The sequence below is a fragment of the Amycolatopsis sp. NPDC001319 genome, from assembly GCF_042896185.1.
Classification (GTDB): Bacteria; Actinomycetota; Actinomycetes; order Mycobacteriales; family Pseudonocardiaceae; genus Amycolatopsis.
This window is the reverse complement of the sequence record NZ_JBIAWY010000012.1, coordinates 108963-121308: the sequence shown is the minus strand read 5'-3', so window position 1 is coordinate 121308 and position 12346 is coordinate 108963. Positions and strand designations below refer to the sequence as shown.

The window sequence follows — 12346 nt, the reverse complement described above, 5'->3', positions numbered from 1 at the left end:
GCGGGCCGAATCGGTCAGGAACTTGTCAGGGTCGGATGAGGGTTCTGTGATCGAGTTTGCCCGCGAGCCGTCCGAGCCAGGCCACGACTTCGGCCGGCTCGCGGTCCGGCAGCCCGAAGATCACTTCCGTGACACCGGCCGCTTCGAGCCGTGCGAGGCCTTCGGGATCGGGCCGCGGGCCGAGTGCGGCCACCGCCGGCTCGCCGGCGCGGCCCTCGGTGCGCCAGATCTCCCGCAGCAGCCCGACATTCGCCTCGACGTCCACTTCGGACGGTGTGGTGAGCCAGCCGTCGGCCGAGCGTGCGATCCAGCGGAACGTGCGCTCGGTGCCGGCCGCGCCCACGAGCACGGGAACCCGCTCCTGCACCGGTTTCGGCCACGCCCAGCTCGGCCCGAACGCCACGTGCTCGCCCTCGTGGCTCGCCACCTCGTCGGTCCACAAGGCACGCATCGCGTCGAGGTACTCGCGCAGCACGGTGCGACGCCGGCCCGCGGGCACGCCGTGGTCGGCCAGCTCGTCGGTGTTCCACCCGAACCCGACGCCGAGCGTGACTCTCCCACCGGAGAGGTGGTCCAGCGTGGCGATCGTCTTGGCGAGCGTGATCGGGTCGCTCTCCACCGGGAGCGCGACCGCCGTGGCCAGGCGGATGCGCGTGGTGACCGAGGCCGCCGTGGCGAGCGAGACCCACGGGTCGAGCGTGCGCAGGTACCGGTCGTCGGGCAGGCTCGCGTCGCCGGTGCGCGGGTGCGCGGCCGTGCGCCTGACCGGGATGTGGGTGTGCTCGGGAACGTAGAAGGTGTCGAACCCGGCCGATTCGGCCGCCCGCGCCGCCGCCGCGGGGGTGATCCCGCGGTCGCTCGTGAAGAGCACGATGCCGTATCTCACGGCTCCCGACAGTATTAGAACGTGTTTCAGTTTGCAACGAAATCCGCCTGACGGCCGGAAGTGTTCTACAGTGAGCAGGTGGCCTCCGGGCCACGGAGCACCGCACCACCCGTCCGGTTTGGCGATTATTCCTGGAAAAGCGGCGCTTGACGTGGGGTGGGCCCGGGGATTCAACTGGTAGGGCGATCACCCGGCCCGATCCGTCCTGAGGAGGGGGTCATGCTTCCCCATCGTGACCGCAGTGCACTGCGGAAGATCGAAGAAGAGCTGGCCGCGAGCGACCCCGACTTCGTCGCGGCCCTGAGCGCCGGCGCCCCGCCCGTGCGATCGCGCACGTGGCTCGCCACGTTGATCCTGGCCGACGTCACCGTGGTGCTGATGATCGTGGTCGGGCTGCTGGCCGGCAGCACCGGCATGTTCCTGTGGGGCCTCGTCACGGTCCCTGTGCTCGTCTGGGTCCACCGGTCGATCCTGATGCGCAAGCGCAATCACACGGCCGACGACGCGAAGGCCTAGCGCAGGCTCAGAGCATCGCGGTGATGTTCGGCCGGATACCGAGCAGCGCCTTCCCGTAGATCTCGTGGTTCACCGCCGGCTGTGCCATCGCGTGGGTCAGTGCGAAGTTCGCGTCGCGCCAGATGCGCTGCAACGGATGCGCGTCGGCGAACCCTCCTGTGCCGTGCGCCGCCACGAGGATCCCGATCGCGTCGACGACGCTCTGCACCGCCAGCCCGATGTCCCCGTGCACTCGCCCCCGCGCCAGTTCGGTCATCGGTTCCCCACTCGCGAGGGCCGCGTCGACGTCACCCGCGGCTCGCGCCGAATGCAGGTGCGCGGTGTCGATTTTCAACGCCGCCTCGGCGAACCGCACCTGGAACACCGCCGAATCGGCTTGGCGCGCATACACGGTTCCGGTCACACCTTTTGCCGACGCGGCCTCGCGCACCAGGCGCAGCGCGGCCCGGCCGAGTCCCAGCTGCGGCGCCGCGAGCACCACGGTCAGGTACGGCGCGAAGACTGAAACACGTTCCAGAAGGGCGGCCGTACGCACAACGCGGTGCTCGGGCACGAAGAGCTCGTCCGCGACCACCGTGTCACTGCCCGTGCCGCGCATGCCGGCGACGGCCCACGTGCGCTCGACGGCGTAGTCACCCGCCGGCACGAGCGCCATCGCGGGTTCGCCGTTGTCCCCCACCGGGATCCCCAGCAGCGCCCAGCCCGCGTGCGTGATCCCCGACGCGTACGGCCAGCGCCCGCCGACGCGGTACCCGCCGGGCACCCGCTCGGCCCGGCCGTCGGCGCGAGCGCGCCGGCGATCTTCGCCTGTGCGTCCGCGCCGAACACGTCGTCCTGCGCCGGCTCCGGGAAGAGACTCACCACCCACGCGCACGCGTTCACGAGCGTGAGCACCCACGACGTCGCGCCGTCGGCCTCGCCCGCCTCCGCGCCGACGTCCAGCAGTGTCCGCAGGCTCGCCTCGTGGCCGCCGAAGCGCCGCGGCGTGCCGAGCCGGAACAGGCCGGCGTCGTCGAGGGCGCGCACGGCCTTGTCGGTGAGCCTGCGGTCGGTCTCCCCCTGCGCGGCCTCGGCGGTGAGCAGGGGCCGCAGCTCCCGCGCCCGCGCGACAAGATCGTTCACGGCTCCAGTGTGCCCGCGCGGCTCACTTCCCGGCCACCGCGCGCTCCAGCAGCGGCGTGATCCGGTAGGGCACCATCTCGCGCATCACGAGCGCGTTGTGCGTGCGCTCCACGCCGGGGATCTCGAGCATCTGCCCGGCGATGCGGTAGAGGTCGTCGGCCTCGCGGGCCACGACGTGCACCAGCAGGTCGGACTGCCCGGTCAGCCCGCGCACCTGCAGCACCTCCGGCACCGCGGCCAGCGCGCGGCCGACCTCGTCGAGCAGCCGCTGCGTGACCTGCACGGTCACGAACGCCGTGAGCGGGTAGCCCAGCGCGGCGGGGTCGATCCGGTGCTCGACCGAGCGCAGCGAGTCGCCCTGTTCCAGCCGCGCGAGGCGGCTCTGCACGGTGTTGCGCGAGAGGCCGAGCTCGTCGGCCAGCGCGACCGCGGTGGCACGCGGGTTGCGGTTGAGCGCGAGCAGGATCCGGGCGTCGGTGGCGTCGAGCCGCTGGCCACTGGGCATGGTGCGCAGTCCTCTCGGCGCCTGAAGGCGCGATTCTGGGCGTTCTGCTCACTGAACAGACCATCGGTTGTGCAGCATACCCAGCTCTGTTGGACTGAAGACCGCGTTACGCCCAAGAAGATCGCAGAGAGGTCGTTGTCGTCGTGAGCAGTCCAGCCGCCGAGCGCACACCGGGAACCGCAGCGGACACGGAAGTCCTGCGCGAGGTGCAGGACCGCGTGCTCTGGCTTTCGACCGCGATCATCGACCACGCCAACCGCGTGCGCCCGAACCCGACCGGCCTCAAGGTCGGCGGCCACCAGGCCTCCAGCGCGTCGATGGTCTCGATCATGACCGCATTGTGGTTCGCGCGGCTGCGCGCCGAGGACCGCGTGTCGGTGAAGCCGCACGCCTCCCCCGTGCTCCACGCGATCAACTACCTGCTCGACGGCCTCGACGAGAAGTACCTGACGTCGCTGCGCGAGTTCGGCGGACTGCAGAGCTACCCGTCGCGCTCGAAGGACCCCGACCAGGTCGACTACTCCACGGGCTCGGTCGGCATCGGCGCCACCGCGCCGATCTGGGGCGCGCTGGCGCGGCGCTACGTCGAGTCGACCACCGGCGGCGCGGGCACCGGCCGCCAGTACTCGCTCGTCGGCGACGCGGAGCTCGACGAAGGCGCGGTCTGGGAGTCCATTCTCGACCCGAACGTGCAGGAGCTCGGCGAGGTCGTGTGGATCGTCGACCTCAACCGCCAGTCGCTCGACCGCGTGGTGCCCAACATCGGCGCCACGCGCCTGCAGGGCATGTTCGACGCGGCGGGCTGGCAGGTGCTCACCGTCAAGTACGGCCGGCTGCTTCAGGAGCTGTTCGAGCGCCCGGGCGGCGAGGCCCTGCGCCGGCGGATCGACGACATGCCCAACCCCGAGTACCAGCGCCTGCTGCGCTGCACGCCGGCCCAGCTGCGCGAGCGCCTGGCGTCGGCGGAGCTGGCACCGCTGCTGGACTCGCTCGACGACGAGACGCTGCACGCCGCGATCCGCAACCTCGGCGGCCACGACCTGTCCGCGCTGCTCGACTCGTTCGACGCCATCGACGACCGCCGTCCCACGGTGATCTTCGCCTACACCGTCAAGGGCTTCGGCCTCGCGAGCGAGGGCCACCCGCAGAACCACTCGTCGCTGCTCACGGCCGAGCAGCTCGGGCAGCTGGCCGAGCGCGTCGGCACGTCGGTCGACGACCCGTGGCACAAGTTCCCCGAAGCCTCGGCCGCGGCCCGTCTGTGCGCCGAGACCGCGGCGCGGCTGCACCGCGAACCCGTGGTGGCCCACGAGGTTCCGGCCATTCCCGCCGACATCGGCCGCACGCCCTCGGGTCGCACGACCACGCAGGCGGCGCTCGGGCGCGCGCTGCTCGACCTGACCCGGGAAGCGCCCGAAGCCGCGAAGCTCGTCGTGACGCTGTGCCCCGACGTCTCGTCGAGCACCAACCTCGGCGGGTGGGTCAACAAGGTCGGTGTGTGGTCGCCGCAGGAACGCGTCGACTGGTTCGCCGACGACCCCGAAACGATCCTGCACTGGCGCGAACGGCCCACCGGGCAGCACCTGGAGCTGGGCATCGCCGAGGTGAACCTGGTGAGCGCGCTGGGCGAGCTGGGCACCACGTGGTCGCGCTGGGGCCGGCCGCTGCTGCCCATCGGCGTGCTCTACGACCCCTTCGTGGAACGCGCGCTGGAGCCGTGGTCGTTCGGCATCTACGGCGGCGGGCAGTCGATCCTCGTCGGCACGCCCTCGGGCGTCACGCTGGCGCCGGAAGGTGGCGCGCACCAGTCGGTGACCACACCGTCGGTCGGGCTCGAGCAGCCGGGCTGCATCACCTACGAACCGGCGTTCGCGATCGACGTCGAGTGGACGCTGCTGGCTTCGCTGGGCCGCCTCGGCCGGCCCGACGGCACGTCGGCGTACCTGCGGCTCTCGACCCGGCCCGTGGAGCAGAACCTCGCCGCGGTGCCCACCGACCTCGCCGCACGCGAACGCCGGCGCCGCCAGGTCGTGGCCGGCGCCTACCCGATCCGCACGGCCGCGGTCGCCCGCCCGGACGTGACGATCGTGGCGATGGGCGCGATGGTCACCGAGGCGCTGGCCGCCGCCGACCGCCTCGACGCGCTGGGCAAGCACGCCGACGTCGTGTGCGTGACGAGCGCGGGCCTGCTGTTCCGCGCGCTGCAGGCGCGCTCGGGCCAGGACACCGCCGACACGTGGATCCTCGACTCCGCGCTGCCGTCCGAGCGCTCGGCGCCGATGGTGACGGTGCTCGACGGGCACCCGCACACGCTCGCGTTCCTGGCCGGCGTGCACCGCGTGCGGGCCGCGCACCTGGGCGTGACCCGGTTCGGGCAGTCGGGCGACCTGGAGAGCGTCTACCGCCACCACGGCATCGACACCGACAGCATCATCCGCGCCGCGCTGGACGTCGCGGACTGACGCCCCGGTCGCCCGCGGTGGGCTCCGAAACGGCTAGAGGCCACCGCGGGCGATGAGCTGGCGCACGATCACGTCCTGCTGGATCTCGTTGGTGCCCTCGCCGACGATCATCAGCGGGGCGTCGCGGAAGTAGCGCTCCACGTCGAACTCGGTGGAGTAGCCATACGCGCCGTGCACGCGGATGGCGTCGAGTGCCACCTCCATCGCGGCCTCGGAGCAGAACAGCTTCGCCATACCGGCCTCGAGGTCGGAGCGCGCGCCGGAGTCGTACTGCCGTGCGGCGTGCAGGATGAGCTGGCGCGCGGCCGTCAGCTTCGTCGCCATGCCCGCGAGGTGGTTGCCCACCGCCTGGTGCTTCCAGATCGGCTTGCCGAACGACTCGCGTTCCTGCGCGTAGCGGAACGCGTCGTCGAACGCGGCCCGGCCCACGCCGAGCGCGCGCGAGGCGACCTGGATCCGGCCGATCTCCAGGCCGCGCATCATCTGCGCGAAGCCGCGGCCCTCTTCCCCGCCCAGCAACGCCGACGCGGGCACGTGACAGTCTGAAAAGGACAGTTCACACGTCTCCACGCCCTTGTAGCCGAGCTTGCCCAGGTCGCGCGAGACCTCGAAGCCGGGCACCTTCTCCATCAGCAGCACGCTGATGCCGCGGTGCTTGGGCTCGGCGTCGGGATCCGTCTTGCACAGCAACGCCACCAGCCCCGCGCGGCGCGCGTTGGTGATCCACGTCTTCGTGCCGTCGACCACGTACCCGTCGTCGACCCGGCGGGCCCGCGTGCGCATCGCCTGCAGGTCGGAGCCGCCGCCCGGTTCGGTGAGCGCCATCGCGGCCCGCAGCTCGCCGGTCGCCATGCGCGGCAGGTACTTCTGCTTCTGCTCTTCCGTGCCGTACATGAGCAGCAGCTTCGCGACGACGGTGTGCCCGCCCATCGCACCCGCCAGGCTCATCCAGCCGCGCGCCAGCTCCGCGGTGACGAGCGCGTAGCACGGCGTGGACACCTTGACCTCGCCGTAGGGCTCCGGGATGGCCAGGCCGAAGACGCCGAGCTCCTTCATGCGCTCGATCAGCGCCTCGGGGTAGGTGTCCGAGTGCTCCAGATCGCGCGCGACGGGGCGCACGTCGCGGTCGACGAACTCGGCCACGGTGTCCACAATGGCCTGTTCCTCGGTGTCGAGCTCTCCCATCAGACCTCCGCGATCCGGATCAGCGACCGGGCGCCCTGGCCCGCGCGCATGCGGTCGAACGCCTCGGGCACCTCGTCGAGGGAAATCCGGTGCGTCACCAGGCTTTCCAGGTTCAGCTCGCCGGAGCGCACCTCTTCGGCGAGCACCGGGATGTCGCGGTCCGGGTCGGACGCGCCGTAGACGGTGCTGGTGAGCGTGCGCGCGAAGTGGAAGATCTCCAGCGGGTTGAAGACCACCTCCTGGTCACGCCGCCCGACGCCGACCACCGTGCAGTGGCCGCCGCGGCGCACCGAGCTCCACGCCGTGCGGATCGTCGCGGCCGCGCCCACGCACTCGAAGGCGTGGTCGGCGCCGCGGCCCTCGGTGAGGCCGCGCACCTGCTTGGCGAGCTTTTCCTCGCTCAGCAGGAAGTGCGTCGCCCCGGCTGCGCGGGCGAGCTTTTCCTTCTCCGGCGAGACGTCCACGGCGATGATCGGCGACGCGCCGGCCAGCTTCGCGCCCAGCACCGCGCAGAGCCCGATGCCGCCGAGGCCGACCACGAGCACCGACTGTCCACTGCGGACCTTCGCGGTGTTGCGCACGGCGCCGACGCCCGTGAGCACGGCGCAGCCCATCAGCGCCGCCAGGTCGAGCGGCACGCCGTCGGGCAGCGGCACCACGGACTTGCCGGGCAGCACCGTCTCCTCGGCGAACCCACCGACGCCGAGCACGACGTTGAGCGGCTCGCCGTCCACCTCGCCGCGGGGCAAGGTCGTGATGCCTTCGATCGTGGAGCACAGCCACGGTTCTCCGGCCTGGCAGAACCAGCACTCACGGCACGCCGCGGCCCAGTTGAGCACGACCCGGTCGCCGGGCCTGACGTGCGTGACCTCCGCGCCGGCCTCGGCGACGATGCCCGAAGCCTCGTGGCCGGGCACGAACGGGTACTGGGGTTTCAGCGTGCCGTCGACCATCGACAGGTCGGAGTGGCAGACGCCGGCGGCGGCGATCCGCACCCGCACGTCGGCCGGGCCGACGGGCGGCAGCACGATGTCGCGGACCTCGGGCACGGCACCCGGCTCGCGCACGACCACGGCTTTGACCACGGTGTCTTCTCCTTCGTCGCGCTCGAGTGGCTCAGAGCTGGATGGACTTGATCTCGGTGAACTCGTCGAGCGCCGGGCGGCCCATCTCGCGGCCCACGCCCGAGGACTTGTAGCCGCCGAAGGGCGCCAGCGGGTTGTAGGCGCCGCCGTTCACGTCGATCTGGCCCGTGCGCACGCGGCGCGCGAACGCCAGCGCGCGGTCCTGGTCGCCCGACCAGACGGCTCCGTGCAGGCCGTACTTCGAGTTGTTGGCGATCCGCAGCGCGTCTTCCTCGTCGTCGAACGGGATGATCGACAGCACCGGGCCGAAGATCTCCTCCTGCGCGATCGTCGAGTCCGGGTCCACACCCGCGAACACGGTCGGGCGCACGAAGTAGCCGGTGTCGAGCCCCTCGGGGGTTTCGGCGCCGCCGGTCACCAGCGTCGCGCCTTCGGAGACGCCCTTGGCGATGAACTCCCGCACGCGTTCGCGCTGGGCCGCCGACACCAGCGGGCCGAGTTTCGTCTTCGCGTCCAGCGGGTCGCCGGGTGTGAAGCCCTCGGCGAACTTCTTCGCCAGCGCAACGGCTTCCTCGTGCTTCTCGCGCGGCACGAGCATGCGCGTCCACGCGGTGCAGGTCTGGCCGGCGTTGAGGAAAGCGTTGGAGACGCCCACCTTCACGGCGGTGGCGAGGTCGGCGTCGTCGAGGATCACGTTGGCGGACTTGCCGCCCAGCTCCAGGGTCACGCGCTTGACCGAGCGCGCGGCGACCTCGGCCACGCGCGTGCCGGCGCGCACGGACCCGGTGAACGACACGACGTCGACCTCCGGGTGCGTCGCGAGCGCCTCGCCGACCACCGGGCCGTACCCGGTGACCAGGTTGACCACACCGGCGGGGAAACCGGCCTCGTGGATCGCGTCGAACAGCTGGTAGGCGCTCAGCGGCGCGACCTCGCTGGGCTTGACCACCACGGTGCAGCCGGCGGCCAGCGCGGGCGCGATCTTGCACGTGATCTGGTGCAGCGGGTAGTTCCACGGCGTGATCGCCGCGACGACCCCGGCGGCCTCGCGCACGATCAGCGAGTTGCCGACCTTCTCCTCCGGCGCGTCTTCGCCCAGCAGGTCCACATACGTCTGCACGTCGGTCTGCGGCAGCGCGGCCTGGATGCGCGTGGCGATGCGCAGCGGCGTGCCGACGTCGCGCGCGATCGTCTCGCCGATCTCCTCGGCGCGCTTGGCGAGTCCTTCGTGCAGCTTGCGCAGCAGCTCCGCGCGTTCGGCGCGGGTGGTGGCCGACCAGGCCGGGAAGGCCTCGCGCGCGGCCCGCACCGCGCGGTCGACGTCGTCGGCCGAGCCTTCCGGGATCTGCGCCTGCACCTGTTCGGTGGCCGGGTTCTCGACGGCGATCGTGGCGGCGCCCGCCGCCGGGACCCACTCGCCGCCGATGTACAGCACGTTGCGCTCTTGCACCGAGTCTCCTTCGACCGGGAACCGCCTTCGCGGCGGATTCTATAGAAAACTCGCGCGCCCTGCCCAGTGCGGATTCGTCACTCGCCCGCGAGCACGCCCTGCGCCGCGAGGAAGTCGACGAGCAGATCGCCGGCGAGGCGGATGTGCGCGCTCATCGCGGTGCGCGCCGGCGCGGTCGCCCCTTCGCGCAGCGCGGCGAGGATCGGTTCGTGGCCGTCGCGCGCGGCGAGCGGCCAGCCGGGGATGTCGGCATAGGCGGTGAACGGCACGTACCGCAGCGTCAGCGACAACATCCAGGTGAGCTTCGGCGCGGCCGCTGCGTGGTTCACGCGGCGGTGCAGCTCGAAGTCGGCGCGTTCGGTGGCGTCGAGATCCCCGGCGGACACGGCGCGTTCCAGCTCGTCCTGCAGGTCGGCCAGACCGGCGAGATCCGCGGCGGTGAGCCGCCCCGCGGCGCGGGCCGCGAGCTCGCCGGAGAGGTAGGCCTGTGTGTCGTAGAGGTCGGTCACGTCCTGGCGGGTCACCGGAACCACGCTGAAGCCGCGGCCGGGCCGGAAGTCGACCATGCCCTCGCCGGTCAGCGACATCAGTGCCTCGCGCACCGGAGTCGCGCTCACGCCGAGCTGTTCGGCGAGGTGCTCGGTGCGCAGCCGTTCGCCGCCGCGCACGGCGCCGCTCATGATGAGGTCGCGGACCTGCTTGGCCACCCGCGGGCTCAGCCGCTCCCCCGGCTGCCGCGTCTGTCCGGCTTCTGCCACGAAACGACCACCCTGCGGGGCTCCGGCGACGATTCACGCCATCGTAGCGCCGGACGATCCGCCGTGCGGCCGCTACCGCGCGGGCGCCGCCCGGCCTAGCGTTCGCCGCATGGAATCCCGCTTGGAAAACCTCGACGCGGCCGGGCAGCGGATCGCCTACCGCACCAGCCCCGGTTCCGGCCCCGCCGTGGTGTTCGTGCACGGCAACTCCTCGTCCTCGGCGGCGTGGGCTCACGTGCTCGACGGCCCCTTCGGGCGGCGGTTCCGCGTGCTCGCGCTCGACCTGCCGGGCCACGGCGAGTCCGCGCGCGCGAAAGACCCGGCCACCTACTCGATCCCCGGTTATGCACGGGTGGTCGCGGACTTCGCCGCGGCGGCGGGCGCCGGCGACGCCGTGCTCGTCGGCTGGAGCCTCGGCGGGCACATCGCGCTCTCGGCCTCGACGCGGCTGCCCGGCGTGCGCGGGATCGTCGTGCACGGCACGCCGCCGGTCTCCTCGCCGGCGGACCTCGCCACGGCGTTCCTGCCGAACCCGGCCGTGGCCACGGGGTTCACCGGCGAAGTGTCCCGAGAGGACGCGGCGGAGTACGCCCGCGCCCAGCTCGCGCTCGGCTCGCCGCTGCCGCTCGACGCGGCGGTCGCGCACATCCTCGCCACCGACCCCGAGGCGCGCGCGGGGCTCGGCCGCAGCCTGCAGAGCGCCGAGAACGCCGACGAGCGCGCGATCGTCGCCGGCGCCCGCGTGCCGGTGGCGATCCTGCACGGTGCGCTCGAGCAGCTGGTGAACCTCGAGTACCTGCGCACCATTACCTCGCCCCGGCTGTGGCGCGGTGAAGTCCAGGTGCTGCCCGGCGCCGGCCACACCCCGCAGGACGAAACTCCCGACGCGTACGAGGCGGTGCTCACCGCGTTCCTCGACGATCTCGCGTGATCCGGATCACCCGGAGAACCTCCGCCGCCACCGCGAGCGTCTTGCCCGGATGAGTCCCACGCCGTGGGGCCGTGCGGCAGGTGTCCGAAGTGGACACCCGAGGAGGGAGAACACCGTGGGAACCGGAAAGCGGTGCTGGTGGCGGCCGTGGCGGTGACGCTGGCGGCGGCGGGCACGATCGGGATCACCACCGCGTCGGCGAGCGGCGACCAGCCGCCGGAGGGCGCGCGGGCCACCGTGCACGTGAGCCCGAACCCGGCCACCGCGCGGGGCCAGGAAGTGTCGATCACCGGCGACTGCGGGCGCGGCACCGGGCTGAAGTCCGTGCTGGGCGGGCTGCCGGACCACCCGGCGCTCGTCGACATCCGCGTCGTCGACCCGCACCCGGCGCACTACCGGGCCACGGCCCGGGTGTCGGACGGGCTCGGTTCGGGCGTCGGGCCGGTCCTGGTCGACTGCGGGGGCGAAGCGCGCGTGACCCTGCTGGTCACGCGTTTCTGAGCCGAGCCCGGGGATCCCGCCGCCGGGATCCCCCGGACCGGTGCCGCCGTTCGGCACCACTGTGAGGTTGCTGTGCATCCGGGCACTCAGCGTGCTTTGCGCCCGAAAGCGTGCTGACCTGGACGAGTGGTGATCAACGTTTCCCGGGCGACGCTGGCGGTGGCGGCCGCCGCGGTGCTGGTGCTGACGGGCGGCGCGGCGATGTCCACGTCGGTCGCGGACTCCGACGGGCTGCTCGGCGGCGACCCGGTCGCAAGCGCGGCCGTGCCCTCGTCACCCGCACCGGCACCCACGACCGCGGCCACCGACGCGGTCGGCGCGTTGTTCTCCGGGGGCAAGCACTTCTGCTCCGCCAGCGTGGTGCACAGCCCGGCCGGCGACCTCGTGCTCACCGCCGCGCACTGCCTCGGCGGCGGCACCGAGGGCCTCACGTTCGAGCCCGGCTACCACGACGGCGTCGCCCCGTACGGCAGCTGGACGGTGACCGCCGCGGCCGTGCCGGCGGGCTGGACCGCCTCGGCCGACCAGGACCTCGACTTCGCGTTCCTCACCGTCACCCGGCCCGGCACCGCCGCGTCGCTGGAAAGCCTGACCGGGGCGAACCGGCTGGGGGTGGACCGGGGCTTCACGAACCCGATCACGCTCACCGGCTACCCGGACACGGCCGACGCCCCGGTCGTCTGCGCCAACACCACGACCCAGTCCGACACCTACCAGCAGCGCGTGGAGTGCCCCGGCTTCTCCGACGGCACCAGCGGCGGCCCGTGGGTCACGGCGGCCGACCCGGCGACCGGGCTCGGCACGGTGGTCGGCGTGATCGGCGGCTACGAGCAGGGCGGCGACGCCCCGGACGTGTCCTACAGCGCCTACTTCGACGGCGACATGCAGCGGCTCTACGGCTCCGTCACGGCTGGTTCCGGCAGGTAACAACCAGCACAGTCTCTT

At 72.4% G+C, this 12346-nt stretch carries 12 protein-coding genes and 1 pseudogene; 5 read left to right on the top strand and 8 right to left on the bottom strand.

The window, feature by feature from the left end; all coding sequences use genetic code 11:
- Nucleotides 1-25: 25 nt before the first annotated feature.
- Complete coding sequence (locus tag ACFY1H_RS37510; protein WP_366583561.1) at nucleotides 26-886, bottom strand: LLM class F420-dependent oxidoreductase; 861 nt, start codon at nucleotides 884-886, stop codon at nucleotides 26-28.
- Nucleotides 887-1105: 219 nt separating this feature from the next.
- Here ACFY1H_RS37510 and ACFY1H_RS37505 point away from each other — a divergent pair, with 219 nt between their 5' ends.
- Nucleotides 1106-1402: a DUF3040 domain-containing protein gene (locus tag ACFY1H_RS37505; protein WP_366583560.1), complete on the top strand. Its 297-nt coding sequence runs from the start codon at nucleotides 1106-1108 to the stop codon at nucleotides 1400-1402.
- Between the two features lie 7 nt (nucleotides 1403-1409).
- On the opposite strand, the gene ACFY1H_RS37500 is transcribed toward ACFY1H_RS37505, so the two are convergent.
- From ACFY1H_RS37500 to ACFY1H_RS37490, 3 genes and pseudogenes are all read right to left on the bottom strand, one after another.
- Nucleotides 1410-2165, bottom strand: a complete 756-nt coding sequence (locus ACFY1H_RS37500; RefSeq protein ID WP_386954484.1) for a hypothetical protein — start codon at nucleotides 2163-2165, stop codon at nucleotides 1410-1412.
- Nucleotides 2166-2293: 128 nt separating this feature from the next.
- Nucleotides 2294-2428 (bottom strand): annotated as a pseudogene (locus ACFY1H_RS37495) (oxidoreductase); the annotation flags it as partial.
- A gap of 118 nt (nucleotides 2429-2546) precedes the next feature.
- A complete protein-coding gene (locus ACFY1H_RS37490; protein ID WP_220241846.1) occupies nucleotides 2547-3029 on the bottom strand; it encodes an Lrp/AsnC family transcriptional regulator in 483 nt (160 codons plus the stop codon).
- 143 nt (nucleotides 3030-3172) lie between these two features.
- Between ACFY1H_RS37490 and ACFY1H_RS37485 the strand changes: the two genes are divergently transcribed.
- Nucleotides 3173-5491 (top strand): transketolase C-terminal domain-containing protein, encoded by a 2319-nt coding sequence (locus ACFY1H_RS37485; protein WP_386954481.1) that lies wholly within the window; start codon nucleotides 3173-3175, stop codon nucleotides 5489-5491.
- A 33-nt stretch (nucleotides 5492-5524) separates the two neighbouring features.
- Here ACFY1H_RS37485 and ACFY1H_RS37480 read toward each other — a convergent pair whose 3' ends face one another.
- From ACFY1H_RS37480 to ACFY1H_RS37465, 4 genes are all read right to left on the bottom strand, one after another.
- The gene (locus ACFY1H_RS37480) at nucleotides 5525-6676 is read right to left on the bottom strand and encodes an acyl-CoA dehydrogenase family protein (RefSeq protein ID WP_386954478.1); all 1152 of its coding nucleotides are present in this window, start codon (nucleotides 6674-6676) and stop codon (nucleotides 5525-5527) included.
- Nucleotides 6676-7761, bottom strand: a complete 1086-nt coding sequence (locus ACFY1H_RS37475) for a Zn-dependent alcohol dehydrogenase (protein WP_386954475.1) — start codon at nucleotides 7759-7761, stop codon at nucleotides 6676-6678. Before ACFY1H_RS37475 ends, ACFY1H_RS37480 begins: the two co-directional genes overlap by 1 nt.
- A 31-nt stretch (nucleotides 7762-7792) precedes the next feature.
- Nucleotides 7793-9211, bottom strand: a complete 1419-nt coding sequence (locus ACFY1H_RS37470) for an aldehyde dehydrogenase family protein (RefSeq protein ID WP_366583555.1) — start codon at nucleotides 9209-9211, stop codon at nucleotides 7793-7795.
- 77 nt (nucleotides 9212-9288) lie between these two features.
- Nucleotides 9289-9969: a GntR family transcriptional regulator gene (locus ACFY1H_RS37465; RefSeq protein WP_366583554.1), complete on the bottom strand. Its 681-nt coding sequence runs from the start codon at nucleotides 9967-9969 to the stop codon at nucleotides 9289-9291.
- Nucleotides 9970-10078: 109 nt separating this feature from the next.
- Between ACFY1H_RS37465 and ACFY1H_RS37460 the strand changes: the two genes are divergently transcribed.
- From ACFY1H_RS37460 to ACFY1H_RS37450, 3 genes are all read left to right on the top strand, one after another.
- On the top strand, nucleotides 10079-10900 hold the full coding sequence (locus tag ACFY1H_RS37460; RefSeq protein ID WP_386954472.1) for an alpha/beta fold hydrolase: 822 nt from the start codon (nucleotides 10079-10081) through the stop codon (nucleotides 10898-10900).
- Between the two features lie 147 nt (nucleotides 10901-11047).
- Nucleotides 11048-11401, top strand: coding sequence for a hypothetical protein (locus tag ACFY1H_RS37455; RefSeq protein WP_386954468.1), 354 nt, complete (start codon nucleotides 11048-11050; stop codon nucleotides 11399-11401).
- A 126-nt stretch (nucleotides 11402-11527) separates the two neighbouring features.
- The gene (locus ACFY1H_RS37450) at nucleotides 11528-12328 is read left to right on the top strand and encodes a trypsin-like serine peptidase (protein WP_386954465.1); all 801 of its coding nucleotides are present in this window, start codon (nucleotides 11528-11530) and stop codon (nucleotides 12326-12328) included.
- Nucleotides 12329-12346: the final 18 nt, after the last annotated feature.

What these genes read in the sequence shown, in the direction of transcription:
- ACFY1H_RS37505 (WP_366583560.1), top strand. Translation starts at nt 1,106, where the DNA reads ATGCTTCCCCATCGTGACCGCAGTGCACTGCGGAAGATCGAAGAAGAG.
- ACFY1H_RS37490 (WP_220241846.1), bottom strand. Translation starts at nt 3,029, where the DNA reads ATGCCCAGTGGCCAGCGGCTCGACGCCACCGACGCCCGGATCCTGCTC.
- ACFY1H_RS37480 (WP_386954478.1), bottom strand. Translation starts at nt 6,676, where the DNA reads ATGGGAGAGCTCGACACCGAGGAACAGGCCATTGTGGACACCGTGGCC.
- ACFY1H_RS37460 (WP_386954472.1), top strand. Translation starts at nt 10,079, where the DNA reads ATGGAATCCCGCTTGGAAAACCTCGACGCGGCCGGGCAGCGGATCGCC.